Origin of the sequence: Ramlibacter ginsenosidimutans, assembly GCF_016654015.1 — a bacterium.
In the GTDB taxonomy this organism is placed as follows: domain Bacteria; phylum Pseudomonadota; class Gammaproteobacteria; order Burkholderiales; family Burkholderiaceae_C; genus Ramlibacter; species Ramlibacter ginsenosidimutans.
In genome coordinates, this window is sequence record NZ_JAEPWM010000002.1 from 15,415 (window position 1) to 37,570 (window position 22,156).

Here is a 22,156-nt window from a genome sequence, read left to right on the forward strand (position 1 = left end):
CGCCGCGCCCACTTCGGTGCATCATGGAAGCCATGTCCGTGATCACCACCGAGCACTACAAGCTCTACCCCTCGCCGCGCAATCGCGAGCGCCGGATCTTCGAGCACGAGGTCTTCGTCCCGCACCCCTATGCGCTGGTCGACCCGCCCAGCTACGGCCCGAAGGGCCGGTGGACCCTGTTCGCGGCGCATCGGCTGGTGGATGGGAAGAATGGGCAGCTGGTGACGTTCGAGCTGGAGGAGGACGCGGAGCGGTTTAAGGAGAGGTTTGTGGTGGAGTGAGGGCGGCGGCCGGCGCGAGGTATGCGTCGACCGACCCTGCGGCCCTTGCCGTGTGGGCGGCGAGAAGGAAGACTTTTGGCCAGGCTGCGCCCGTCGAACTCACCCTGGTAGGGCACTCAGCTCGTGGAAGCCGCATGTCTTCAGGTAATGGAAGGTCTCGTCCAACTCGGGCAGTGGCGGTACGAACACCACGGTGCCGTCACGCGCACGCGTGAGGAGCACGCGGTATGCGTTTGCTCGGAGCTGCATCGGGTTGTGCACAGGTGCCCCTCCGCGCTTGTATCGACTCGCACGCTCATTGGACCAGCGTCCGTCCTTTCGCAGGAAGTCCGTGCCCCAGGCTAGGATCGCGCCATCTAGTTCGAGGCCTTGGGCCCCGAACTCGGTGACGCACTGCGTTAAGTGTCTGCAGGACAAGCCACCCGGAGCATCTTCGCCGTCGCCGTACCAAGGTCCAAATTTCGAACGCTTCGTACTTTGGAAGTCATTCGGTACGCCGAACTGAGCAAGCGAGCGGTCACGACTCGATGCCACCAGTCCGTATCGCGCAAGTGGATCGCCTGCGTACCTGTCCTTCATGTACTGCTTGGCGCGAGCGAGATCTCGCGTGATCTTCAGCTGGTGCCCCTGAGCAACGATCGTGGCCGCAAGCGCCTGAAGTGCTGCAGTCTTGCTCACCGTCTCAGGGAGATAGTCGGGCCGGCCTTCGGCCACAGCCAGCGGGGACTGGAACTCGCCTGACACGTCTAGCGCCACGATCCCCGCGACGAGCCGGTGTGCCTCATGGGAAAGATGCGAACGCAGGCTCTTATCAAGATTGAGCTGGTCGTGCTTGGTGAACGTCAGACCTGCGAACGCATCAGCGGCCCACGCCGGGCCATGAATGTCCCACTCGCCTCTTTGGGCGCTCGCCCGGATGGCGTCAGCCCATTGCCCAATGCCTGCCTCTTCGCCGGTGTGAATCTCCTGGCCCGTGCCTACGAGCGCGACCACGACGCACCACTCGGGCACACGTTCGGCGAACTCGATAAACAACTCCGGTTCTGATTTGGCGACCGCAGAGCCCCCATGCTTTTCGGCCACCATAGCGGCGTCGTAGGCCCTCTGTGCCTCGTCGTACACCAGTACGTGCTCAGACGGCACGAGGTTCGGGCGAGACAGATACCGCTCGACGTACTGCTTCACACCTCGTACAAAGGTCTTTCCGTTGCCACCCGCGTCACGGAGTTCGTAGCTGAGGACCTCTACCAACGGCCCATTACCTGAAAGGAAGACGGCTGGCGCTGTAGGCTTCGCATCACCGCGCGCAATCGCCCACTCGTCGATCTCATGCGAATGCACAAGGCGGAGGCCAACCAGTGTCTTTCCGGCGCCCGGTACTCCTGAAAGCAGGATCAGTTTGCGCCGACGCATTTGGGCCGCTTGGCGCGTCAACTGCAGTACGCACTCTGTCGCGGGCTCCGTCGCCGCGGACGCACGCTTTACGTGCCGAAGAGTCCCCTTCGTAAACAACTCACGTGCTGCTTTAACAAGCGTGGGCAGAGGCCGGTACGCCTCCTGCGAGAGGAAGCGCTCGGCTTGGATTGGAGTAGATGAGGGAACATCCAAGTCGCGCAGGAGCTGATCGAGCTCCATCGGTGGGCACACGTACACGCCAGCCGTATATTTCCGTGACCCGTTGGCGCGGGTGGGAACGAGAACCGCATGCACCGGGCGGTCGCCGCATTCTGCATGGTAAGCGCGCAGGTCTCGCGCGTAAGCCTGCGCTTGATCCAAATCCGCTTCGTTCGGAGAGGTCTTGCCCTTCAACTCAATGACAACAACTGCATCGCGCAACAGGAAGACTGCATCCGCGCGGCGGTATTCAAGTGGAAGCTGGTACTCCAGGACAGCCGTGTATGCACCAGTGGAGGAATCACTGTCGGTGAGCTCCTGCACTTCCGACTGCAGACGAGGGATGGAGTCCTTCCATGCCCGCACCTGAGCGTCGCCCGCTTCGGCAAACTTGCTGGCAAGTGCGCCGACGATTGACGAAAGTTCTTCTTGCGTGAATCGGCAGAAGGTTGCGTCCCAACCGCGAATTGCGTCAGTCATCAGTGTGAGGTGCAGTATTAAATAGCACGTATGTCGAACGCTGCAGGGTCCATACGTTCCAATGCTTGTAGCGGTCGGATGGGTACTTCGTCAAGCGACGTTGCCTAGTCCCTTCGGCTGTGCGGAGCGCGGCCGTCGGCCTTAACGCGTATCGCTTAGCTGTTGCATGGTGCCAAGCTCGGGACTGGCGCCGCGGTGGCAGTCCGCGCGATCTACTCAACGGTCACAATGACATAGGGACCGGGGGGCCGCGCATCAAGGGGAGTACTTCAGACCTTCTTCGCCGCTACTGATGCGGCGAATTCGTCCGTCACCCGTTTCGCTACTGCGTCAATTCCCCCCAACTGCTCCGCCGCGGATCGCAGGAGTGCCCGAGTTCGAATGCGTGTGGAGAGATCGCACCGCGAGGCGGTCGCTCGAATCGCATTCTCAAGTTCTTCCAGGCTCACATTGGAGAAGAACTCCTCCGGACCCGACCAGTTAGACGAGTCAGAGCTAGGTGCGGACGCTTCGGCGGCGCGGCGGGAAACGAAATCATTCAGCTGCTGCGGCATGAGGAGAAGTTGGTCTCGGCCCCGCAATCGGAATGCCAAGAGGGGATCTTCCTTGGCGAGGTCGACCAAGGACCTGCTTAAGCCCTCTGAGATCCCCGCAACGCTATTTTCGATCTGCAGGCGCCCGAACTGCTCGAACGCGGGAATAGCTTCGCTCAAAGACGCAGCGAACTCCTCCTCGTTCAACTCTATGCCGCGGGAATGAAGGGATCCCTTGAGCGAAGGACCAAGATTGGATTTCAGCCAACTTGATGCGCTGCGAACCCGGGATAGAACGTGGTGTAGTTCAAGCAAATAGAACAGAGCTGTCCGAGTGGCGCGCCGCCGCTCGTGCGCCGTCTTCCACCAGTAGCTAATCGCAGCAATGAAGGCGCTTCCAGCTCCGCCAAGCGCGCTCAAACCTGTAAGGTCGACATGCATCGACAACGTCTCCTCGTATCGCTTTTGCCGCGTTGACCAGCGCGACCTCGCCGCAGCTCTCGCCAGCTCCCTATCGGACTTCGCAATCCACCGCCCCACTCTTCCCTCCGGGCGACGCCGGACCCACGGGCCCCCCACCCCCACCCGAACCGAACACCGGCGGCGGCGTGAACACCAGCCCCGGATTGCTCGGCACCACCACCGGCGGCTGGGTCGTACCCGGCGTGTACCCGAACTGCCCCGCAGCGAACGCCTGCGACCCACCCGAGTTGCTGACGTGAATCACTCCGTCCAGCACCTGCACATACAGCCCTGGCGGCCGTGTCGGCGCTGCGCCCGACGGCCCGCCGGGCGTCACGATCGGAGGCGGCGCGATCGGCACACGCGGGCCCGGCACCTGCGCCAGCGCCAGCGCGCACGGCAGTCCGGTCAACAGGGCAATGAGCGGCTTCTTCATGCGGGTTCCTCCTTCGGCCATCAGGGGCGCGGCGGCTGCAGGGACACGACCATGCTGGCGCCTCCCTGCAGCACGCCCGCGGGCGTGGTGATGACGGTGGCTTGGGCGCTGCGTTGCGCGATCTTGCCGGCGGTACTGCGCAGGCCGCCCTGCGCCAGCGTGAGTTCCACTTTGTCCTGGCGCGGCTGCGCGGGGTCGTAGGCGTAGCGCGTCACCACCAGCGTGGTCCCGGGTTGCAGCACCACTTCGGCGTCGTCCTTGAAGACCACGCGCGCATACGTGTCGCGCTGGGTGGAGAGCGTGTCGCCCTCGCGCACCTGCGAGTGCACGGCCAGCACGCGGGTGGCGCCGTCGGCGCCCGTGGAGACGAGCATGCCGGTCAGCGTGGTGACGGAGCCCACGGCCTGCGCGTAGGCCGCCGGCGTCGCCAGCAGCCAGGCCGCGAGCGGAAGGAGGAGGAGTCGTTGGGCGGGCATGGCGTTCTCCTCAGTTGCAGTACATCTTCTTGGTGCCCTTGTCCGTGGCCCCCACCGCCTGGTCCTTGTCCTTGGCCCCGCTCTTGCCGCCGGCAGGCTGCGTCGCGTCGCTCCCCTTGTTGTCCGGGGGCGTGGTGGACGGGTCCTGGTGCAGGCCAGGTGGCACCACGTACGTGCTGGGCGCAATCAGGTTGACGTTCCGGATGACGGTGTTGGTCGCCAGCTGCACGGGCGTATTGATCGGCGGCGTCAGCACCTGGCACAGCGCGGAATTGGGCGCGATGGTGCAGATGTCGGCGGAAGGCGCCGGCGCTGCCGGCACGACGCTCGCCGTCACGCGCGCCGCGGCCGTGGCCGATGCCGCGTAGCCGACGGACAGCGTGGTCACGCCGCTCCCCGTCGCGATCGGGGCCGTGCTCACCTGGCCGAAGGCGCCGCCGTTGCCGCCTCCGCGCGCCACGACGAAGTCCGCGAACGCCGCGTTCGCCGCCGCGAAGCCCGGCATGGCCTGCAGTTGCACCGTGCCCGCGAGCTGTGCGGAGCCGTCGATGTCCAGCAGGTCGAAATGGCCCGCGCCCAGCCCGGCCAGCTTGATGGCGAGCGTGCCGGCGCTGCCCTGGTTGTAGTTGCCCTGCACGGACAGGGTGCCCACCGCGGCGCTCGTGCCCGGTGCGACCCTGCCGTTGTTGAACAGCGTGCCGCCGGTGGCGCTGCCCAGCGCCAGCGCGCCGCTGCCCCCGCCCAGCGCCAGCACACCGCTGCCGCTGATGTTGCCGTTGTTGTAGATGTCGGCGGCCGCGCTGCGCAGCGTGCCGCCGTTCGCCAGCACGATGGCGCCGTTGTTCGCGTGCGCCGCGTCGAAGGTCGCGTCCAGCAGGCCCTGGTCGATGCGCACCGTGCCGCCCGCCTGGTTGTCGAAGCTGCCGGTGCCCTGCAACAGCACGGCCGCCGTGCTGCCGGGGCCTACGCTCACGGTGCCGGCGTTGTTCCACGCCATCAGGTCGGACACGGTGACCTGGCCATCGATGGCCACCGCCCCCTGCGTCGTGAGCAGGCCGCCGTCGCGGTTCGACAGGTTCACATCGTGCAGCACCAGCGCGGGGCCGGCGGCGCCGAACACCACCGGCACGGCCAGGCCCATGGCGCCGGCCCACTCCACCGTGCCCGTGCCGGTGAAGGCGGCGCCGCCGGCGAAGTTGTGCCCGCCGGACATGGACAGCGTGGAGCCCGCGGCCACGTCGAAGCTGCCGCCATGGGTGCCACCGTGGTCCAGCACCGCGGTGCCCGTGCCGGCGACCGTCACCAGGCCGTCGTTGTTCAGCGCTCCCGACAACGCCGATCCCGCGCGGCCGAGGGCCAGCGTGCCGCCGGTCCAGACGTTGACGGTGGCCGCGTTGATCGCGGAGGTGGCGAAGTCGAGCGAGGTGGTGCCGGCATTGATCGTGATGGCGCCGTTGCCGTTGCCCGTCGAGCCCTCGGACACGGTGAGCACGCCGCCGTGCAGGCCCAGGTTCGCATTGAGCTGCACCGTGTGGTCGACACCGATGTAGTCGTCCTGGCGGTTGCTGTTCAAGTTGAGCGCGAGTGCGCTGTTGGCGCTGGTGATCGGCGCGTTGATGACGATGTTGTTGTTGGCGTTCAGCGTCAGCGCCGAGTCCACGCTGCCGGTCTTGGCGATCGCCGCGGACACCGTGATGTCGCCGTGCGTGAGGTCGGTGGCCGGGTTGCCCGTGCCGGTGGTGATGCTCACGTTGACGCCCGCATCGAGCTGCGCGGTGATGGTGTCGGCGCCCACCTGCGCGCCGGCTCCGGTGGATACGATGGCGCTGGTGCCTGTCGCGGCATTGGTGCCCGAGGCCACGATCTCGATGTCGTAGGGGTCGATGTGCCACTCGCCGCCGCGGCCCACGAGCGGCACGTTGACGACGTCCAGCGCACTGCGCCCCGACGTGTCGACATAACCACCGGCGCCTGCGCTGCCGGTCGCGGCGACCCGGCCATCGATCTTCGCCGCGCCGTCGGCGATCAGCTCGACCCGTCCGCCTTTCGTGCCGCTCGCACTGATGTCCGAGGCTGCCGTGGTCTGCAGGTCACCGGAGGCGCGCAGGAACACGCGTCCGCCTTCGCTCACGACGCTGTCCGCATGGATCGCGCCGCTGTTGCTCACCAGGCCCGCGGCCAAACCGATGCGCCCGGCTTCGGCGACGATGCGTCCGAGGTTCTTCGCTTCGCCACGCGTGCCGGTGATCTCGACCGACACGCCCGGGGTGCCGGTGTCCATCAGCTGCACGTTCTGGCCGGCGGCCAGCAGCACTTCGCCGCCCGGCGCATGCAGCGTGCCGGTGTTGGTGACGCTGGGCGCCACCAGGTAGATGCTGCCGCCGCTGGCCGCGTTGATGGTGCCGTCGTTGCGGACCTCGCCCGCCGTGCCGCCGGAGCCAAAGGTGAGCCGGCCGGCCAGGAAGTCGCTGTCGCTCACGTTGAGCGTGCTGGCCACGAAGCGGCCTACATCGATGCGGGCGCCGCTTCCCACCATGATGCCCGCCGGGTTGATCAGCCACAGCGCGCCGTTGGCCTTGATCTGCCCGTCGATCTGCGATACACCGCCGCCCACCGTGCGCGCCAACAGAGCGGACTGCGTGCCGGGCTGGCGGATGTCCACCACCGCGCCCGAGCCGACATTGAAGCTCTGGAAGTTGACGATCGCCTGCTGCGTGCCCTGCACGATGTTGAGCGTGCTGCCGTTGCGGGAGATCGCGGCGCTGCCGCCGGTGACGTTCCATCCCGTTGGCAGCGCACCCGAGGCGACCTGCGCGCGCAGCGGCGGGCTCATGGCCGCGCACAGCGCGGCGACGGCGAAGGGGAGATGGCGGAGTCGGAAGCGGCGCATCGGTGGGGTCCTTTTCTGCTCGCGGCTTGCGCGTCAGTACGACAGCACGGCCAGGAAATGCGCGCGCCAGTCGCCGCGCTGCTCGGTGACGGACGTGCCCGCGTCGAACACGCGGGCGACGTCCAGTCGGAGGTCGAAGGCGCGCGTCCACGCGTAGCGGGTGCCGAAGCCCGCGCTGGAGACGTTCACGGTGTGCGGCACCGCGCTGCCGTCGGCGCGCTCGTTGCTGCCGTGGCCCGCATCGACGAAGGCGAGCAGCCGCCACTGGCCGGCGAAGCCGGCGCGCGGCGCGAGCTCCGGCGTGTAGACCTCCGCGTTGAGCACGATGCCGCTGTCGGCTGCCACCGCGCGCTCGTCGAAGCCGCGCACCAGGCCCGCGCCGGTCAGCGCGAACTGCTCGCTGGCCACCAGCGGCACATGGCTGTACTGCGCGCTGCCCGCCAGGCGCGCCTGCCAGCCGGCGGGCAGCGCGTGGCTGAAGGCGGCGGCGCCGCTCACCACCGTGAAGTCATCGATCGTGTCGCGGTTGCCGGAGGTGAGATAGGAATAACGGTCGCTGCGGCCGTCGACGTTGGTGTAGCGGCTGCCGCTCGCGATGTTGTGCGCGAGGCTCGCGCTGTAGGCGAGCGTCTGCGTCAGGCCCTCGCGCTGCGCTGCGTAGGTGATGCTGATAGGCGTGGTCTGGTAAGGCACGCAGGAGGCGATCGGCGGCGTGGGCCCGTCGATGCTGACCGGCACGCCGCCCACGCTGCAGCGCGAGTCGATGTTCTTGTGCGTGAGGCCCAGCACCAGCTTGGCCGAGCGCTCGCCTTCGCGGCCGAGGAAGTGGTTCCAGCGCAGCGCCGTCACGTCGCCCTTGCCCGTGAAGCCCAGCACGCCGCCGAGCGTGGGTGCGGAGGCCGGGGTGTTGGTGTTCGAGCGGCCGTAGATGAAGTCCAGGCTGTCGCCGATGCCGTAGAACGGGATGCGGTAGCCGAGCGAATAGAGATCGGTGCGCACGCCCTGGGGCTTGTCGGGCGCGGTGGTGTAGGCCAGCGTGCCCACGTGGTCGCGGCCGAACAGGTTGGCGTGCTGCACGGCGACGCCCGTGCGCCAGAGGCCGCTGGCCGACGTGCCCGTGTTGTCCAGGGTGGCGATTACGCGCAACGGCCGTGTGTCGTCGACTGCGATCTTCGCGTCGACGGTGCCTGGCGTGGCGCCTTCGGCCAGCGTTACGGAGGCCTGCTTGGACGGGTTCTCGTTGGCGAGCTGCAGGGCCTCCGAGATCGCGCGCAGCCGCGGCGGCTGGCCCTCCTGCAGCGCCGGCAGGCTGGCGCGGATGTTGGCGGTGTCGAAGTGCGCGTTGCCCGTGACGGTGACCGAGCCGATCACGGCCTCGGTGACCTGGATGCGCACCACGCCGCCGGTGAGCTCCTGTTCCGGCAGCGAGACGATAACGGTGGTGTAGCCGGCCTGGCGGTAGGCGTCCTGCAAGGCCTCCACCGCTGCCTGGATGTCGCCATAGCTGCGGCCGGTGCCGGCGAGCGCGGCGAGGCGCCGGTCGATCTCGCGCGCGGGCAGCAGCGTGTTGCCTTCGACCTGGAAGCGGGTGATGTCGAAGTGCACGTCCCCGCTCGCGGCAAGCGCCGCAGGGGCTGCAGCGACAGCCGCGGCGGCCGCGAAGGCCAGGAGTGCGTTGCGGCCGCGACGGGCCAGGTGTCTCGTTGTTGTTTGCAGGCTCACGCGCATTCTTCGTGTTCTTGTCCGGCCTATCGGCTGAACAAGACACGCAAGAGCGACTCCACGCCATGTTCAGTGCGGCGCGGATGGTACGTCAACTCATCACTGGACGTTGCAGAATGTGAGCGCTGTACGTTGCCGCTGCGGGATGGGAGCGGGCGTAGTTCACGGATCGCGCCGGAAGCACGAGGGCCCGCGGACCGGCGTCTCCGTCAGTACCGGGCCGTGTACGAGGAAGGGCCTATATGGCGTGCCGCTGCAAGAGCGCGCGCCGGCAGGCCACGATGGCCTCCCGGCTGCTTGCCAGGCGGGTGCTCGCGCCGCTCGGCGCGAAGCTCGCGTCAGTCCGCGTCGCGGCGGCTGAAGAGCCCAATGACCACTGCGACGGCGGCGCCGGCGGCAGCGGCGATCAGCACCGCCTTCAGCGGTGCGGCTTCCACGCGCTGGCGGGTCGCTCGCGCAAACTGCCCTGCGCGCCGCTGTGCCACGTCGGCGACGTCGCCGATGGAAGCTGCGCTCGTGCGTGCGTAGTCCGCAGCGCTGTCGCGCAAGTCGCGTGCGGTCTCGCCGATGCGGCCTGCCGTCTTGCTGGCGAGTTGCCTGCTGCTGTCGATCACTTGCGCGGTCGCCGCGAGCGCGTCCTGCGCGGCATCGGTCATGCGTGTGCCGTTGGGCGTGCGGGTGGTGTCGGTCATGGGGAGTCCTGTTCGTTCTGGTGCGGGCAAGCCGACCGCGGTGGGCCGCAATCGGTTCCTGCCTGCAGTGTGGGCCGGTGACCGCCGTTGCGTCGGTACGGCAACGCACGGAGCTGCGCGTGCGGCCCGTCGGACAGCCGAGGAGCGTCTGCGCCTGCATCCGCTGCGTACGCCGCCGCACAGACAAGGCGCCTCAGCGGCCTCAAGCTGGCCCATGACCACACTTCACACGCGCACCACGCACATCGCGGCGGCTTCGGGCCGGCGCATCCAGCTTGCTTGCCAGGTCCTGCTGCTGGGAGCCACCGTGGCCTGCGTGTCCATCGCGGGCGCAGGCACCACCGCGGCGGCCGGCGCGCAGAAGCGCTACGAGCAGGAGCGCGCCGTGTGCATGACGGGCCAGTCCAACCAGGCCCGCGCCACCTGCCTCAAGGAGGCGGGCGCCGCCTACGAGGAGGCGAAGCACCATGCGCTCGGCGCGGGCGAGGCGCCCGACGCGCGCAATGCACTGCAGCGTTGCGAAGGCCTGCCGAGCGCCGACCGCGCGGCCTGCACGGAGCGTGTGCAGGGGCAAGGCACCACGACCGGCAGCGCAGCGGCCGGCGGGACGATGAGCGAAATGACAGTCACCACGCCGGCGGCCGCGGCGGCACCGCAGGCGCCTGCCGCTGCGCCAGCCCGGTAGCCCTCATGTTCAACGCGCACGAAGTGACCGGTGCCGGCTTCTACTGGTACCTCGACGCCATCGGCTCTCGGCCGCAGGTGGTCGAGATCGCCGGTGACGACGTGCTCACGGTGCGGTTCACCGGCCGCGCGGACGAGGACGCGCTGGCGGACCTGAGCGGGACCTTCGTCGGTCCCTTGCGGCCGCCCGGTGCGCAGCAGGCGCTCAGCGACGCGGAACAGAAGGCCGTGCACGCGGCCGTCTCCAGGACGGTCGCTCGCCCGCCGGTGCCGGCCCATGAAGCCGGTGAAGGCCATCCCAGCTGATGCGAGGTCCACCCCATGATTCCCAATCCTCTTTTCGCCGCACCCCTTCCCGCGACCATCGCCGCTGCGCGCAGCTTCCTCGATGCAGCCCTGCGCGAGGAGGGTGAAGCCCTGGCGGCTGCAGGCGCCGTGGTGAGCCCCAATGCCGCGGGCAAGGCGCTGCGCGTCCTGGCCATGCGCTCGGTCGAGGCGGCGCATTCGCGTTCCACCGCCGCCATGGCCGCTCTGCGCACATTGACAGAGAGTGACGAGCGCACGCACGCCGCGATCCGCACCGCGAACGCGCCGAAGTGAGCTTTCGGTGATGCCCCGTAGCGACTCGCGTGCATGAAGCCAGGCCCGCGCCGGTAGCAATCGGTTGCGGCCTGCCGCCGCGTGTCTGTCGCCAGGCGCACTTCGTCTTCTCGTGAGCGCGGGCGTGTCCGCCGCGCGACCATTTCATTGACGCGCAGCGGCATCGCCGCAATCCTCCACCTTCCAGGAGGAAGAACCATGAACCCCAAGGCATGGCTGCTGCTCGGCGCAACGCTGGTGAGTGGCATGGCGCAAGCCACCTGCTACACCGTCTACAAGGCGAACGGCACCGTGCTGCAGCGAAGCTCCACGTCGCCGGTGAACCTGTCGGAGCAGATCGGCGATACCGTGCCGGCGAAGTTCGGGAGCGGAGCGACGATGGTCGTGTCGGGCGAGGGCGTGTACTGCAATAGCGCGAGCGAACGGCAGCAGGCGCCGAAGTCACTGGCGGACGCAGTGCTGCAGGACAAGAGCAGGAAAGCGGCGGCTGCCGGCAAGAAGGACGCCGCGCCCGCGGACGCAACGAAGACGGCGGCAAACAAGTAGCGGAAAAGAGAAGCCGGTTCGCGGCCGCACTCACTCCTCTTCCCAGCGGAACGGAGCGTCCAGCGCGTCCTGCCCGAGGTGGCGCAAGGCCCACTCCTTCGCCCTCGCGATGCCGACGCGGATCGCCTTGCCTTCGTCGCCATCCTCGGCGAGCACGGCGTTCGCGATCTCCACAGCCTTGGCGCGCACCGGCGGTGGCAGGTGCCGCATCGCCGGCGGATAGCGATCAGCGGTCCAGGGCATGGCTGCGCGGCATCAAGGTGACCGGATAGCCGGCCTCGATGGCTTCACTGAGCAGCGGGTCGAGAACGATGTCGTTCATGCGCTTCATGCTGATGCGACGCGACTCGTGCGCGTTGACGTGGGTCAAGCCGCGCCGACGCAGCGCTTCATCGCCCGCGGCCTCGCAGGACGCGTCGACCATCAGCCGCGGGTAACCCCTAGGAGGCAGGCCGCGCTGTATCGATACACTAAATCGGTTCAGTAAATCGATACACCGCGGCCCAAGGCTGCACATCCGGAGACAAAACCATGACCTTCTCCCGCCGCCGTTTCCTGCAATCCACCGGGGCCGCCGCGCTGAGCGCGCCCGCGTTCCTGGCGCACGCCCAGGCGCCGGTAGCGCTGCGCTTTTCGTCTTCGATGACGGCGGACGAGAACGCGGCGCACTACGTCTGGTACCAGCGCATGCAGGCGAACCTGAAGGCGGCGGTCGGCGACGCGGTGCGTCTCGACTACTTCCCCAACAACCAGCTGGGCAAGGAAAGCGACGTGGTGCAGCAGGTGAAGGTCGGCTCCATCGACATGATGGTCACCGGCTCGTCGATCTGGGCTACGGTGCTGCCGGAGATCGGCATGCTGGACCTGGGCTACATGTTCGACAGCTACGCGCAGGTGGCCAAGGCCATGGAAGGCCCGGTGGGTGCCACGTTCAACGACATGCTGCAAAAGCGCGCGGGCTGCACGATCCTGACCTGGGCATCGCACTTCGGCCCGCGCAACGTCTACACGAAGCAGCAGATCAAGACGCTCGCCGAGATCAAGGGCGTGAAGCTGCGCGTGCTGCCCACGCCCGCGTTCATCGAGACCTTCAAGATCATGGGCGCGATCCCCACGCCCATTCCCTTCGGCGAGCTGTACATGTCGGCGCAGACGGGCGTGGTCGAGGGCTTCGAGCACGACGCCGGCACCGTGCTGGCCAGCAAGCTCAATGAAGTGACGAAGTCGTGCTGGCAGACCGAGCACCTGTTCAGCCCGATGATCGTGGTGATCGGCCGGCGCAGCATGGAGAGGATCCCCGCGTCGCTACGCCCGGCGTTCCTCAAGGCCGTGGCCGAGAGCACGCAACAGGAGCGCGTGATCGCCAACGAGAAGGCGAACAGCGCCATTGCCGAACTCAAGACGAAGGGCATGACCTTCTTCCCGATGTCCGCGGCCGACCGCTCCACCGTCCGCAAGGAAATGCAGTCGCGCCTGTGGGCCGACTTCGCCAGGCAGTACCCCGCGACGGCGCCGATGTTCGACAGCATCGCCAAGATCCGCGCCGCCTGAGGGCTGAAGGATGGCTGCCGTGCTTCCCACCGACGACGCGACCACCACGGCGCTGCATGGCTCCGCGCCGGGGTGGGGATTCGCCCACGAGAGCCAGCCGGGTCGCTGGCTGGCCCGCCTGACCCGCTGGACCGAATACCTGTCCGGCGCGGTGCTGGCCATCGACGTGATGGTGGTGTTCGTGTCGGTGATCTACCGCTACTTCCTGCACGACCCGGTGGACTGGGCCGAGGAGATTGCGCGCGCGCTCATGATCGTGCTGGTCTTCCTGGGCGCCGCGACGACGCTCGCTCGCAGCCAGCACGTGGGGATCGACCTGTTCCGCCAATGGCTGCCCGCCAGCTGGCAGCCGGCCCTGGTGCAGATCGGGCACTGGATCATCGCGGGCGTGGCCGGCAGCCTGTGCGTGTCGTCGCTGATGCTGCTGGTGGATTCGTTCGAACAGACGACTTCGCTGGGCCTGCCGCAATACCTGTACGTGTACCCCGTCGTCATCGGCAGCCTGTTCATGACGCTGTTCGGCCTGGCCAACGCGCTGAATGCGCCGGCGCGGCGCGTGATCGGAACGCTGGTCGCCAGCCTCGCCGTGCTGGGCGCCATCTACGCGTGGAACGCCTTCGTGCCTGGCGCGGCCGTGCCGCACGGGCTGATGCTGCTCGGCGCCTTCGTGTTCGGCCTGGTGGCCGGCGTGCCGATCGGCTTCGTGCTCGCGTTCGCGTCGTTGCTGTACTTCCTGGCCGACCCCACGCTGCCGCTGATGGTGTACTCGCAGCAGGTGATGGCCGGCAGCGACCATTTCGTGCTGCTGGCGATTCCCTTCTTCGTGCTGGCCGGCCTGCTCATGGAGAGCAACGGCATGTCGTCGCGGCTGATCGAACTGCTGCTGCGCGTGTTCGGCCGCGTGCGCGGCGGCATGGGCCTGATCACGATCACGGCCACCGCCTTCTTCTCCGGCGTGTCGGGTTCCAAGCTGGCCGACGTGGCCGCCGTGGGCGGCATCGTGATGCCTGCGGTCCGCCGCACCCGGCAGGACCCGAACGAAGCGGCCGGCCTGCTGGCGGCCAGCGCCGTGATGGCCGAGACGATCCCGCCCTGCGTGAACATGATCATCATGGGCTTCGTGGCCAACCTCTCGATCGCGGGCCTGTTCATGGCGGGCCTGCTGCCCGCCGCCGTGATGGCGCTGTCGCTCGCCGCCCTGGCGGTGATCGTGGGTCGCAAGATCGATCCGGACGAGGCCTTCCCGCATCGCCGGCCGCTGCTGCGCCTGCTGGGCGGCGCGCTGGTGGCCGTGCTGATGGTCGCCATGATCGGCAAGGGCGTGACCTCCGGCGTGGCCACGTCCACCGAGGTCTCGGCGTTCGCGGTGATCTATGCGCTGGTCGCAGGCAGCCTCGCGTTCCGCGAATTGAGCGTCAGGGGCATCGCGCAGCTGTTCGTGAAGTCGGCCTCCATGGCGGGCAGCATCCTGTTCATCGTCGCCGCGGCCTCCAGCCTGTCGTTCGCACTGACCATCGAGCAGATCCCGCAGCTGGTGTCGTCGTCGATGATCGCCTTCGCCCAGCACTGGGGCAGCACCATGTTCATGTTGCTGGCGGTGCTGATGATGGTGGTGTTCGGCGCCGTGCTGGAAGGCGCGCCGGCGCTGATCATCTTCGGGCCGCTGCTGACGCCGATCGCGGCGCAGCTGGGCATCAACCCGCTGCACTTCGGCACCGTCATGGTGATCGCGATGGGCCTGGGCCTGTTCGCGCCGCCGATCGGCCTGGGCCTGTTCGCCACCTGCGCCATGACCGGCACGCAGGTGAAGCACGTGGCACGGCCGATGCTGAAGTACCTGGCGGTGCTCGCCGCCACGCTGATCCTGCTGGTGCTCGTGCCCGCGTTTTCGCTCTGGCTGCCGACGCGCCTGGGGCTGTAGGTCGGTGCCCGAGGAAAGAACGCCATGAGCACGACGATCCAGGATGTCGCCCGCCACGCCGGCGTGTCGGTGAGCACGGTGTCGAACGTCCTGAACGGCCGGACGGACCGCATGCGGCCGGAGACGCTGGCGCGCGTGCAGGCCGCGATCGCGGCGCTGCAGTTCCGTCCCAGCAAGCTCGCGCAGCAGCTCAAGACCGGCCAGACGCCGCTGCTCGGGCTGCTGGTGCCATCGCTCACGAACCCCATGTACGGCTACATGGCGCGCGAGATCGAGGCTTACGCGCAGCAGCAGTACGGCTACCGGCTCCTGATCGGCAGCACCTATCGCGACCGCCAGAAGGAGCAGGCCTTCTTCGACGACCTGCTCGCGCACGGCGTGCGCCGTGTCATCGTGATCTCGTCGCTCGCCGACGAACGCCACTTCGAGTCGGCAGTGGAACGCGGCATGGCGGTCGTGAGCTACGACCGCGGCGCCACGCCCGGCAAGCGATCACGCGTGTGGCACGTGATGCCGGACAACTTCGAGGCCGCGAGGCTGGCCACGCGGCACCTGGTGGAGCGTGGCCACCGCCGCCTCGCTTTCGCGACAGTGGCCGGCATGACGATGAGCCGCAGCGCCAAGATCGACGGCTTCCATGCCGCTGCCGAGGAAGCGGGGCTGCGCGGCGAGGCCGAGGTGCTGGATGGCGGCGCGCTCGACGAATACGGCGACGCGATGATCGCGGAAGTCGGCCGCGCCACCGCGCAACGGCTGGCCGCGATGGATCCGCGGCCCACGGGCGTCGTCGCACTCAACGACCTGATGGCCATCGGCCTCATGGCTGGCCTGCGCGAAGCCGGGCTGGAAGTGCCACGCGATATTTCGGTGGTCGGCATGGACGGCATCTATCTCGGCGCGCTGAGCAACCCCGCCCTGTCGACCGTGCAACTGCCCGTCCCCGAGATGACGCGGGCAATGGTCGACCGCGCGATGCAGCCCGAAGCCCCGAACGACACCACGCAGATCGACCAGGTGTTCGCGCCCGAACGCCTGGTGCAACGCGAATCCGTGGCGGCGCCGCCTGCGCGGCAACGCGCCGCCAAGGCAACGAACGACGAGGAAAAGACAGCCCCATGACCGTGGTCTACGTGAGCCACCCCAGCAACCGGCTGGACCAGTATTTCGGGCCGCGCGCGCTGCAGCAGCTGCGTTCCATCGCCGAGGTCCGGCTCAACCCGCAGCCGCGCGAGCTGGACACCGCGGAACTGATAGCCGCGGCCCAGGGCTGCGACGCCCTGATCGCCTACCGGCAGACGCCAGGACCGCGCGCCTTGTTCGCCGGACTGCCGCAGCTGGCCGCCTTCATCCGCTGCGCCGTGGACATCCGCACGGTGGACGTCGCCGCCGCGAGCGAACATGGCGTGCTGGTCACTCAGGCTTCGGCCGGCTTCGTCGCGGCCGTGAGCGAGTGGATCGTCGGCGTGATGGTGGACCTGGCGCGCGGCATCACCCGCTACGCTGCCGAATACCACGCGAATGGCAGCGCGGTGCCCGTCATGGGCCGGCAACTGCGCGGCGCCACGCTCGGCGTCATCGGCCATGGACAGATCGGGTCCGACCTCGCGAGCCTGGGCATCGCACTGGGCATGCAGGTGCTCGTGAACACGCCCGAGACTGTGCCCGCGCGCGACGGCCTGCAGCAGGCCGCGCTGGCGGCGCTGCTGGAGCAGTCCGACTTCGTGGTGTGCCTGGCGCCCGCGAACGCGCGGACCGCCAACCTGATGAACGCCGAGACCTTCGGCGCCATGAAGAAGGGCAGCTTCTTCATCAATGCCGCGCGCGGCGAGCTGGTGGACGAGGCCGCGCTGCTGGCGGCGCTGGACAGCGGCCACCTCGCCGGTTGCGCGCTCGACGTCGGCCGCGCCCCCGACCAGATGCCGTCACCCGCACTCGCGCGTCACCCGCTGGTCATCGCCACCCCGCACATCGGCGGACTCACGGTGCCTGCGATCGAACACCAGGCGCTGGAGACGGTGACGCAACTGGAGCAACTGCAGCGCGGAACGATGCCGCGCGGCGTGGTGAATCCCGAGCACGCGCTGCGCCTGCAGCGCTGGCGTGCCCAGGCCGGGAAGCTTGCATGACAACGACCGACTGGTCCGAGGCTTGCGACTGCCACGTGCACGTGTACGAGCCGGGCTATCCGCTCGCACCGACAGCCACCTTCCAGCCGCCGCACGCACCGGCGAGTGCCTACCGCGAAGTGCAGCGTGCGCTGGGCATCGGCCGCGTCGTCGTCGTGCAGCCGACGGGCTACGGATTCGACAACCGCTGCACGCTGGCAGCCATCGCCGAACTCGGCGCGGGCGCACGTGGCGTCGCGGTGATCCGTCCGGACACGCCGGAGGCCGAACTCCATCGGCTGCATGCCGCGGGCATTCGCGGAGTGCGCTACATGATGCTGCCGGGTGGCGTGCTGCCCTGGGATGGCCTGGAGGAGACGGCCGCGCGGATCGCGCCCCTGGGCTGGCACATCAACCTGCAGCTCGATGGCCGCACCTTGCCCGAGCACGAACAGCGGCTGCGCCAACTGCCCGGCCGGCTGGTGATCGATCACGTGGCGAAGTTTCTCGGCCCCGTGACCGTCGCCGATGAAGCATTCGCCAGCCTGCGGCGGCTGCTCGATGCGGGCCATTGCTGGATCAAGTTGTCTGCGCCGTACGAGAGTTCGCGCAGCGGCCCGCCGCACTATGCCGATGTCGCGGCGCTGGTGCGCGAACTCGCGCGTGCGCACCCGGAGCGCGGCCTGTGGGCCAGCAACTGGCCGCATCCGAACGTGCTGCCGCGGCCCTCAGATGGGGACTTGCTGGAGTGGGCCCGTGGCCTGATGGGCGCCGAGTCTGCGCAGCGCCGCATCCTGGTGGACAACCCGGCTGCGCTCTACGGGTTCTGAGCGATCAGGGCGACGACCGAAACCACCAGCGCTGCGCCTGGGCTAGTCCTCGGCCTTGTCCTTGACGCGGCGTGCCTTGCGGAACAGGGGCTTCAGCGCGACGAACAGCGCCACCGCCGTGAGCGCGGAACCCGCGAGGTGGCTCCAAAAAACGTACACGCTGAAGGCAATGGCCAGCAGGACCAGTGCCATGGTCAGGTGCTTTTCCCACGGTCCGCGCACGGTTCGACGCCGTGTACGGATGGTGGCGCCGTCTGCTTCAGACATCGATGTTCGCCGCCCGCAGCGCGTTCGACTCGATGAAGTCGCGCCGCGGTTCCACCTCATCGCCCATCAGCATCGTGAACACCCGGTCCGCCTCGATCGCATCGTCGATCTGCACGCGCAGCAGGCGGCGCACGTTCGGGTCCATGGTGGTTTCCCACAGCTGCTCGGGGTTCATCTCGCCCAGGCCCTTGTAGCGCTGCCGGCTCGTGGTGCGCTCGGCTTCGGAGATCAGCCACTTCATCGCGGTGCGGAAGTCGGAGACCTTCTCCTCCTTGGCCTTCTCGCCTTCGCCGCGCTTGACCAGCGCGCCCTCGCCCAGCAGGCCGCGGAAGGTGTCGGCCGCTTCGGCCAGGGCCTTGTAGTCGGCGCCGTGCACGAAGTCCTGCGTGATCACGCTGGACTTGATGTTGCCGTGATGCCGGCGGCTGATGCGCAGGATGGGCTTGTCGCTGCGCGCGTCGAACTCGCCCGCCACTTCGGCCGGGGCGGCATTGGTCAGGCGGTCGATCTCCTGCAGCTTGGCCTGCAGCTTGATCGCGCTGGCTTCGGCTTCGGTGACGGTGTCCAGGTTCAGCACCACGCCGTCGGCGATGGCACGCAGGGCCTCGGAGTCCATGAAACCGGACAGGCGCGTGATCACGTTTTCGGCGACCTGGTGCTTGCGCGCCAGTTCGGCCAGCGTGTCGCCTTCGATCACGCGGTTGTCGGCGCCGCCGGTTTCCACCCTGGCGCCATGCAGGGCGATGCGCAGCAGGTAGCCATCGAGCTCGTGGCCGTCCTTCAGGTACAGCTCCTCCTTGCCGCTCTTCACCTTGTACAGCGGGGGCTGCGCGATGTAGATGTGGCCGCGCTCCACCAGCTCGGGCATCTGGCGGTAGAAGAACGTGAGCAGCAGCGTGCGGATGTGCGCGCCGTCCACGTCGGCGTCGGTCATGATGATGATGCGGTGGTAGCGCAGCTTGGCGACGTCGAAATCGTCGACGCCGCTCTTGCCGCTTTCCACCGCCGCCTTGCCGATGCCGGTGCCCAGCGCGGTGATCAGCGTGACGATTTCATTGGAGGTCAGCAGCTTCTCGTAGCGCGCCTTCTCCACGTTCAGGATCTTGCCGCGCAGCGGCAGGATGGCCTGGAACTTCCGGTCGCGGCCCTGCTTGGCGCTGCCGCCGGCGGAGTCGCCCTCCACGATGTAGATCTCGCACAGCGCCGGGTCCTTCTCCTGGCAGTCCGCCAGCTTGCCGGGCAGGCCCATGCCGTCGAGCACGCCCTTGCGGCGCGTCATCTCGCGGGCCTTGCGGGCGGCTTCGCGCGCGCGCGCCGCTTCGACGATCTTGCCGACGATGATCTTGGCGTCGGTGGGCCGCTCCTGCAGGAAGTCGTTCAGCTTGTTGGCCACCACGTCTTCCACCGGGCCGCGCACTTCGCTGGAGACCAGCTTGTCCTTGGTCTGGCTGGAGAACTTGGGTTCGGGCACCTTCACGCTCAGGATGCAGGTGAGGCCTTCGCGCATGTCCTCGCCGGAGATCTCGACCTTGGCCTTCTTGGCCAGCTCGTTGTCGTCGATGTACTTGTTGATCACCCGCGTCATCGCCGCGCGCAGCCCCGTCAGGTGCGTGCCGCCGTCGCGCTGCGGGATGTTGTTGGTGAAGCAGAGGACCTGCTCGTTGTAGCCGCTGTTCCACTGCATCGCGACTTCGACGCCGATCATGGTGCCCTGGTCGCTCATCTTCTCGCCGATCGCGTTGAACGCGTTCGGGTGCAGCACCTGCTTGCCCTTGTTGACGAAGTCGACGAAGCCCTTGACGCCGCCGGCGCCGGCGAAGTCGTCCTCCTTGCCGGTGCGCTCGTCCAGCAGGCGGATGCGCACGCCGTTGTTCAGGAACGAGAGTTCGCGCAGGCGCTTGGCCAGGATCTCGTAGTGGAAGTCGGCGTTCTCGATGAAGATCGTGGTGTCCGGCAGGAAGTGCACCTCGGTGCCGCGCTTGTCGGTGTCGCCGACGATGCGCATCGGGCGGATGAGCGCCTTTTCGCCGTTGGGGCCGGCTTCCTCGTGCACCTCGCCGCTCTTGACGATGAAGCCCCGGCTGAACTCCAGCTCGTGCACCTTGCCATCGCGCCGCACCACCACGCGCAGCATGGACGACAGCGCGTTCACGCAGCTCACGCCCACGCCGTGCAGGCCGCCCGAGACCTTGTAGCTGTTCTGGTTGAACTTGCCGCCCGCATGCAGCTCGGTCAGCGCGATCTCGGTGGCGGAGCGCTTGGGCTCGTGCTTGTCGTCCCACTTGATGCCGGTGGGGATGCCGCGGCCGTTGTCGGTGACGCTGATCGAGTTGTCGGTGTGGATGGTGACGACGATGTCGTCGCAGTGGCCGGCCAGCGCCTCGTCGATGGAGTTGTCGACCACCTCGAACACCAGGTGGTGCAGGCCCGTGCCGTCGCTGGTGTCGCCGATGTACATGCCCGGACGCTTGCGCACCGCCTCCAGGCCTTCCAGGATCTGGATGGAGCTGGCGCCGTAGTCACCGGCGCCGGCGGGCGGGACCGCGGGCGTCGTGCCATTCGTGTCTTCGGGCGGGAGGGGGTTGATGTGATCTTGGGCCATGACCTGCTTTTCTCAAACTCTCGAAGCGCGGAACCCGCTTCGGCGGCGGGCTCCCTGTTTTCGTAAGCTGGGGGTGAGCATCGCGAACCCCAGCGCTTTCGCGCATCGCCGGGGTTCGCTGTCGCTCGCCGCCAGCCTACGAAGGCACGCCACAGGGGCGCGCCGGCGTCAGATGCGCATCGGCATCACGACGTACTTGAAGCTCGCGTTCTCGGGGATGGTGAGCAGCGCGGAGCTGTTGGCGTCCGCCAGCTCGATCTTCACCATGTCCTGGTCCATGTTGGCCAGGGCGTCGATCAGGTAGGTGACGTTGAAGCCGATCTCGATGGCGTCGCCGCCGTAGTCGATGTCGAGTTCGTCGGTCGCCTCTTCCTGTTCGGCGTTGTTGCTTGCGACCTTGAGCGTGCCGGGCTCGAGGTTCAGGCGCACGCCCTTGAACTTCTCGCTGGTCAGGATGGCGGTGCGCTGCAGGCTGGCCAGCAGCGGCGCGCGTCCCAGCGTCACCGAGTTCTTGTGGTTCTTGGGGATGACGCGGTTGTAGTCGGGGAACTTGCCCTCGACCAGCTTGGTCACGAACTCCATGCCGCCGAACGCGAACTTGGCCTGGTTGTTGGCGAACTGCATCTCGATGGCGCCTTCGGCGTCGGACAGCAGCCGCTGCAGCTCCAGCACGGTCTTGCGCGGCAGGATCACTTCCTGGCGCGGCACTTCGACGTCGAGCAGCGCGGAGGCGAAGGCCAGGCGGTGGCCGTCGGTGGCCACCAGGGAGAGCTGCTTGCCTTCGGCGACGAACAGGATGCCGTTCAGGTAATAACGGATGTCGTGCACCGCCATGGCGAAGGAGACCTGGTTCAGCAGGTCCTTCAGCGCCTTCTGCGGCACGTTGAACTTCGGGCCGAAGCTCGGGGCTTCCTGCACCAGCGGGAAGTCTTCGGCCGGCAGCGTCTGCAGCGTGAACTTGCTCTTGCCGCCCTTCAAGATCAGCTTGTTCTGGTTCGACTCGATGCTGACCGTCTGGTCGCTGGGCATGGTGCGCAGGATGTCGATCAGCTTGCGGGCGCCCACGGTGGTCGTGTAGCTGCCGGCGTCGCCGTCGAGGTCGGCGGTGGTGCGGATCTGGATCTCGAGGTCGCTGGTGGTGAACTGCACGTTGCCGCCGGTCTTGCGCACCAGCACGTTGGCCAGGATGGGCAACGTATGCCGCTTCTCGACGATCCCCGCCACCGACTGGAGGACCGAGAGCAGTTTTTCTTGCGTTGCCTTCAGGACGATCATGTCTTCCTCTTCTCTTCTCTCTAATAGGTACGGCGCAACCGGGGCGGCTCAACCGCCATTTTCGCTGATTTCGCGGGCAGTTCCCGGGCGGGGGGAGGGCTGTTTTCGTGCGGCCCTGGCTCGCGAGGGAAGCTGGGGTTCGCTTGCGCTCACCGCCAGCCTGCGGGGGCAGCGCACACCAGCCGACGG

General features: G+C 67.9%; 22 protein-coding genes. 10 read left to right on the forward strand and 12 right to left on the reverse strand.

The features are described 5' to 3' along the window. The first annotated feature begins 23 nt into the window (after positions 1-23). Complete coding sequence (locus JJB11_RS05985; protein ID WP_201167133.1) at positions 24-281, forward strand: hypothetical protein; 258 nt, start codon at positions 24-26, stop codon at positions 279-281. Positions 282-380: 99 nt separating this feature from the next. Here the strand turns inward: JJB11_RS05985 and JJB11_RS05990 are convergent, their stop codons facing one another. From JJB11_RS05990 to JJB11_RS06020, 7 genes are all read right to left on the reverse strand, one after another. Further along, the gene (locus JJB11_RS05990; RefSeq protein ID WP_201167135.1) at positions 381-2,375 is read right to left on the reverse strand and encodes a DNA/RNA helicase domain-containing protein; all 1,995 of its coding nucleotides are present in this window, start codon (positions 2,373-2,375) and stop codon (positions 381-383) included. A gap of 269 nt (positions 2,376-2,644) precedes the next feature. Next, positions 2,645-3,349 (reverse strand): hypothetical protein, encoded by a 705-nt coding sequence (locus JJB11_RS05995; protein ID WP_201167137.1) that lies wholly within the window; start codon positions 3,347-3,349, stop codon positions 2,645-2,647. Positions 3,350-3,419: 70 nt separating this feature from the next. Beyond that, on the reverse strand, positions 3,420-3,806 hold the full coding sequence (locus JJB11_RS06000; protein ID WP_201167139.1) for a hypothetical protein: 387 nt from the start codon (positions 3,804-3,806) through the stop codon (positions 3,420-3,422). 20 nt (positions 3,807-3,826) lie between these two features. After that, a complete protein-coding gene (locus tag JJB11_RS06005; protein ID WP_201167142.1) occupies positions 3,827-4,282 on the reverse strand; it encodes a FecR family protein in 456 nt (151 codons plus the stop codon). A gap of 10 nt (positions 4,283-4,292) precedes the next feature. Continuing rightward, positions 4,293-7,172, reverse strand: a complete 2,880-nt coding sequence (locus tag JJB11_RS06010; protein WP_201167144.1) for a two-partner secretion domain-containing protein — start codon at positions 7,170-7,172, stop codon at positions 4,293-4,295. 33 nt (positions 7,173-7,205) lie between these two features. After that, positions 7,206-8,900: a ShlB/FhaC/HecB family hemolysin secretion/activation protein gene (locus JJB11_RS06015; protein ID WP_201167146.1), complete on the reverse strand. Its 1,695-nt coding sequence runs from the start codon at positions 8,898-8,900 to the stop codon at positions 7,206-7,208. 332 nt (positions 8,901-9,232) lie between these two features. Continuing rightward, positions 9,233-9,586 carry a DUF883 family protein gene (locus tag JJB11_RS06020; RefSeq protein WP_201167148.1) on the reverse strand — a complete coding sequence of 118 codons (354 nt, stop codon included), beginning with the start codon at positions 9,584-9,586 and terminating at the stop codon, positions 9,233-9,235. A gap of 214 nt (positions 9,587-9,800) precedes the next feature. Here JJB11_RS06020 and JJB11_RS06025 point away from each other — a divergent pair, with 214 nt between their 5' ends. The 4 genes from JJB11_RS06025 to JJB11_RS06040 all read left to right on the forward strand — a co-directional run bounded on the left by JJB11_RS06025 (position 9,801) and on the right by JJB11_RS06040 (position 11,416). Further along, entirely contained in the window at positions 9,801-10,271 is a 471-nt protein-coding gene (locus JJB11_RS06025; protein ID WP_201167150.1) for a hypothetical protein, read from the forward strand. A gap of 5 nt (positions 10,272-10,276) precedes the next feature. After that, a complete protein-coding gene (locus tag JJB11_RS06030) occupies positions 10,277-10,576 on the forward strand; it encodes a hypothetical protein (protein ID WP_201167152.1) in 300 nt (99 codons plus the stop codon). Between the two features lie 15 nt (positions 10,577-10,591). After that, positions 10,592-10,870, forward strand: a complete 279-nt coding sequence (locus tag JJB11_RS06035) for a hypothetical protein (protein ID WP_201167154.1) — start codon at positions 10,592-10,594, stop codon at positions 10,868-10,870. Positions 10,871-11,068: 198 nt separating this feature from the next. After that, a complete protein-coding gene (locus JJB11_RS06040; RefSeq protein WP_201167156.1) occupies positions 11,069-11,416 on the forward strand; it encodes a hypothetical protein in 348 nt (115 codons plus the stop codon). A gap of 30 nt (positions 11,417-11,446) precedes the next feature. Here JJB11_RS06040 and JJB11_RS06045 read toward each other — a convergent pair whose 3' ends face one another. Together JJB11_RS06045 and JJB11_RS06050 are read right to left on the reverse strand one after the other, a co-directional pair. Then, positions 11,447-11,659 carry a DUF2188 domain-containing protein gene (locus tag JJB11_RS06045; protein ID WP_201167158.1) on the reverse strand — a complete coding sequence of 71 codons (213 nt, stop codon included), beginning with the start codon at positions 11,657-11,659 and terminating at the stop codon, positions 11,447-11,449. Next, positions 11,643-11,840, reverse strand: a complete 198-nt coding sequence (locus tag JJB11_RS06050; protein WP_201167160.1) for a hypothetical protein — start codon at positions 11,838-11,840, stop codon at positions 11,643-11,645. Before JJB11_RS06050 ends, JJB11_RS06045 begins: the two co-directional genes overlap by 17 nt. Before the next feature lie 107 nt (positions 11,841-11,947). Between JJB11_RS06050 and JJB11_RS06055 the strand changes: the two genes are divergently transcribed. From JJB11_RS06055 to JJB11_RS06075, 5 genes are read left to right on the forward strand one after another with little or no spacing between them, the layout of a single operon-like run. Further along, positions 11,948-12,967, forward strand: a complete 1,020-nt coding sequence (locus tag JJB11_RS06055) for a TRAP transporter substrate-binding protein (RefSeq protein ID WP_201167162.1) — start codon at positions 11,948-11,950, stop codon at positions 12,965-12,967. Between the two features lie 10 nt (positions 12,968-12,977). Next, entirely contained in the window at positions 12,978-14,888 is a 1,911-nt protein-coding gene (locus tag JJB11_RS06060) for a TRAP transporter large permease (protein ID WP_201167164.1), read from the forward strand. 24 nt (positions 14,889-14,912) lie between these two features. After that, positions 14,913-16,007 carry a LacI family DNA-binding transcriptional regulator gene (locus JJB11_RS06065; protein ID WP_201167167.1) on the forward strand — a complete coding sequence of 365 codons (1,095 nt, stop codon included), beginning with the start codon at positions 14,913-14,915 and terminating at the stop codon, positions 16,005-16,007. Further along, positions 16,004-17,014 carry an NAD(P)-dependent oxidoreductase gene (locus JJB11_RS06070; RefSeq protein ID WP_201167170.1) on the forward strand — a complete coding sequence of 337 codons (1,011 nt, stop codon included), beginning with the start codon at positions 16,004-16,006 and terminating at the stop codon, positions 17,012-17,014. Before JJB11_RS06065 ends, JJB11_RS06070 begins: the two co-directional genes overlap by 4 nt. Continuing rightward, complete coding sequence (locus JJB11_RS06075; protein WP_201167174.1) at positions 17,011-17,823, forward strand: amidohydrolase family protein; 813 nt, start codon at positions 17,011-17,013, stop codon at positions 17,821-17,823. Before JJB11_RS06070 ends, JJB11_RS06075 begins: the two co-directional genes overlap by 4 nt. Positions 17,824-17,865: 42 nt before the next feature. Here JJB11_RS06075 and JJB11_RS06080 read toward each other — a convergent pair whose 3' ends face one another. The 3 genes from JJB11_RS06080 to dnaN form a co-directional block, all read right to left on the reverse strand. Further along, positions 17,866-18,015 (reverse strand): hypothetical protein, encoded by a 150-nt coding sequence (locus JJB11_RS06080; protein WP_201167177.1) that lies wholly within the window; start codon positions 18,013-18,015, stop codon positions 17,866-17,868. 67 nt (positions 18,016-18,082) lie between these two features. Continuing rightward, positions 18,083-20,692 (reverse strand): DNA topoisomerase (ATP-hydrolyzing) subunit B, encoded by a 2,610-nt coding sequence (gyrB, locus tag JJB11_RS06085; RefSeq protein WP_201167180.1) that lies wholly within the window; start codon positions 20,690-20,692, stop codon positions 18,083-18,085. Positions 20,693-20,860: 168 nt separating this feature from the next. Further along, positions 20,861-21,967 (reverse strand): DNA polymerase III subunit beta, encoded by a 1,107-nt coding sequence (dnaN, locus tag JJB11_RS06090; protein ID WP_201167183.1) that lies wholly within the window; start codon positions 21,965-21,967, stop codon positions 20,861-20,863. Between the last annotated feature and the right edge of the window lie 189 nt (positions 21,968-22,156).

What these genes read in the sequence shown, in the direction of transcription:
- JJB11_RS05985 (WP_201167133.1), top strand. Translation starts at nt 24, where the DNA reads ATGGAAGCCATGTCCGTGATCACCACCGAGCACTACAAGCTCTACCCC.
- JJB11_RS05990 (WP_201167135.1), bottom strand. Translation starts at nt 2,375, where the DNA reads ATGACTGACGCAATTCGCGGTTGGGACGCAACCTTCTGCCGATTCACG.
- JJB11_RS05995 (WP_201167137.1), bottom strand. Translation starts at nt 3,349, where the DNA reads ATGCATGTCGACCTTACAGGTTTGAGCGCGCTTGGCGGAGCTGGAAGC.
- JJB11_RS06000 (WP_201167139.1), bottom strand. Translation starts at nt 3,806, where the DNA reads ATGAAGAAGCCGCTCATTGCCCTGTTGACCGGACTGCCGTGCGCGCTG.
- JJB11_RS06005 (WP_201167142.1), bottom strand. Translation starts at nt 4,282, where the DNA reads ATGCCCGCCCAACGACTCCTCCTCCTTCCGCTCGCGGCCTGGCTGCTG.
- JJB11_RS06010 (WP_201167144.1), bottom strand. Translation starts at nt 7,172, where the DNA reads ATGCGCCGCTTCCGACTCCGCCATCTCCCCTTCGCCGTCGCCGCGCTG.
- JJB11_RS06015 (WP_201167146.1), bottom strand. Translation starts at nt 8,900, where the DNA reads ATGCGCGTGAGCCTGCAAACAACAACGAGACACCTGGCCCGTCGCGGC.
- JJB11_RS06020 (WP_201167148.1), bottom strand. Translation starts at nt 9,586, where the DNA reads ATGACCGACACCACCCGCACGCCCAACGGCACACGCATGACCGATGCC.
- JJB11_RS06025 (WP_201167150.1), top strand. Translation starts at nt 9,801, where the DNA reads ATGACCACACTTCACACGCGCACCACGCACATCGCGGCGGCTTCGGGC.
- JJB11_RS06030 (WP_201167152.1), top strand. Translation starts at nt 10,277, where the DNA reads ATGTTCAACGCGCACGAAGTGACCGGTGCCGGCTTCTACTGGTACCTC.
- JJB11_RS06035 (WP_201167154.1), top strand. Translation starts at nt 10,592, where the DNA reads ATGATTCCCAATCCTCTTTTCGCCGCACCCCTTCCCGCGACCATCGCC.
- JJB11_RS06040 (WP_201167156.1), top strand. Translation starts at nt 11,069, where the DNA reads ATGAACCCCAAGGCATGGCTGCTGCTCGGCGCAACGCTGGTGAGTGGC.
- JJB11_RS06045 (WP_201167158.1), bottom strand. Translation starts at nt 11,659, where the DNA reads ATGCCCTGGACCGCTGATCGCTATCCGCCGGCGATGCGGCACCTGCCA.
- JJB11_RS06050 (WP_201167160.1), bottom strand. Translation starts at nt 11,840, where the DNA reads ATGGTCGACGCGTCCTGCGAGGCCGCGGGCGATGAAGCGCTGCGTCGG.
- JJB11_RS06055 (WP_201167162.1), top strand. Translation starts at nt 11,948, where the DNA reads ATGACCTTCTCCCGCCGCCGTTTCCTGCAATCCACCGGGGCCGCCGCG.
- JJB11_RS06060 (WP_201167164.1), top strand. Translation starts at nt 12,978, where the DNA reads ATGGCTGCCGTGCTTCCCACCGACGACGCGACCACCACGGCGCTGCAT.
- JJB11_RS06065 (WP_201167167.1), top strand. Translation starts at nt 14,913, where the DNA reads ATGAGCACGACGATCCAGGATGTCGCCCGCCACGCCGGCGTGTCGGTG.
- JJB11_RS06070 (WP_201167170.1), top strand. Translation starts at nt 16,004, where the DNA reads ATGACCGTGGTCTACGTGAGCCACCCCAGCAACCGGCTGGACCAGTAT.
- JJB11_RS06075 (WP_201167174.1), top strand. Translation starts at nt 17,011, where the DNA reads ATGACAACGACCGACTGGTCCGAGGCTTGCGACTGCCACGTGCACGTG.
- JJB11_RS06080 (WP_201167177.1), bottom strand. Translation starts at nt 18,015, where the DNA reads ATGGCACTGGTCCTGCTGGCCATTGCCTTCAGCGTGTACGTTTTTTGG.
- gyrB (WP_201167180.1), bottom strand. Translation starts at nt 20,692, where the DNA reads ATGGCCCAAGATCACATCAACCCCCTCCCGCCCGAAGACACGAATGGC.
- dnaN (WP_201167183.1), bottom strand. Translation starts at nt 21,967, where the DNA reads ATGATCGTCCTGAAGGCAACGCAAGAAAAACTGCTCTCGGTCCTCCAG.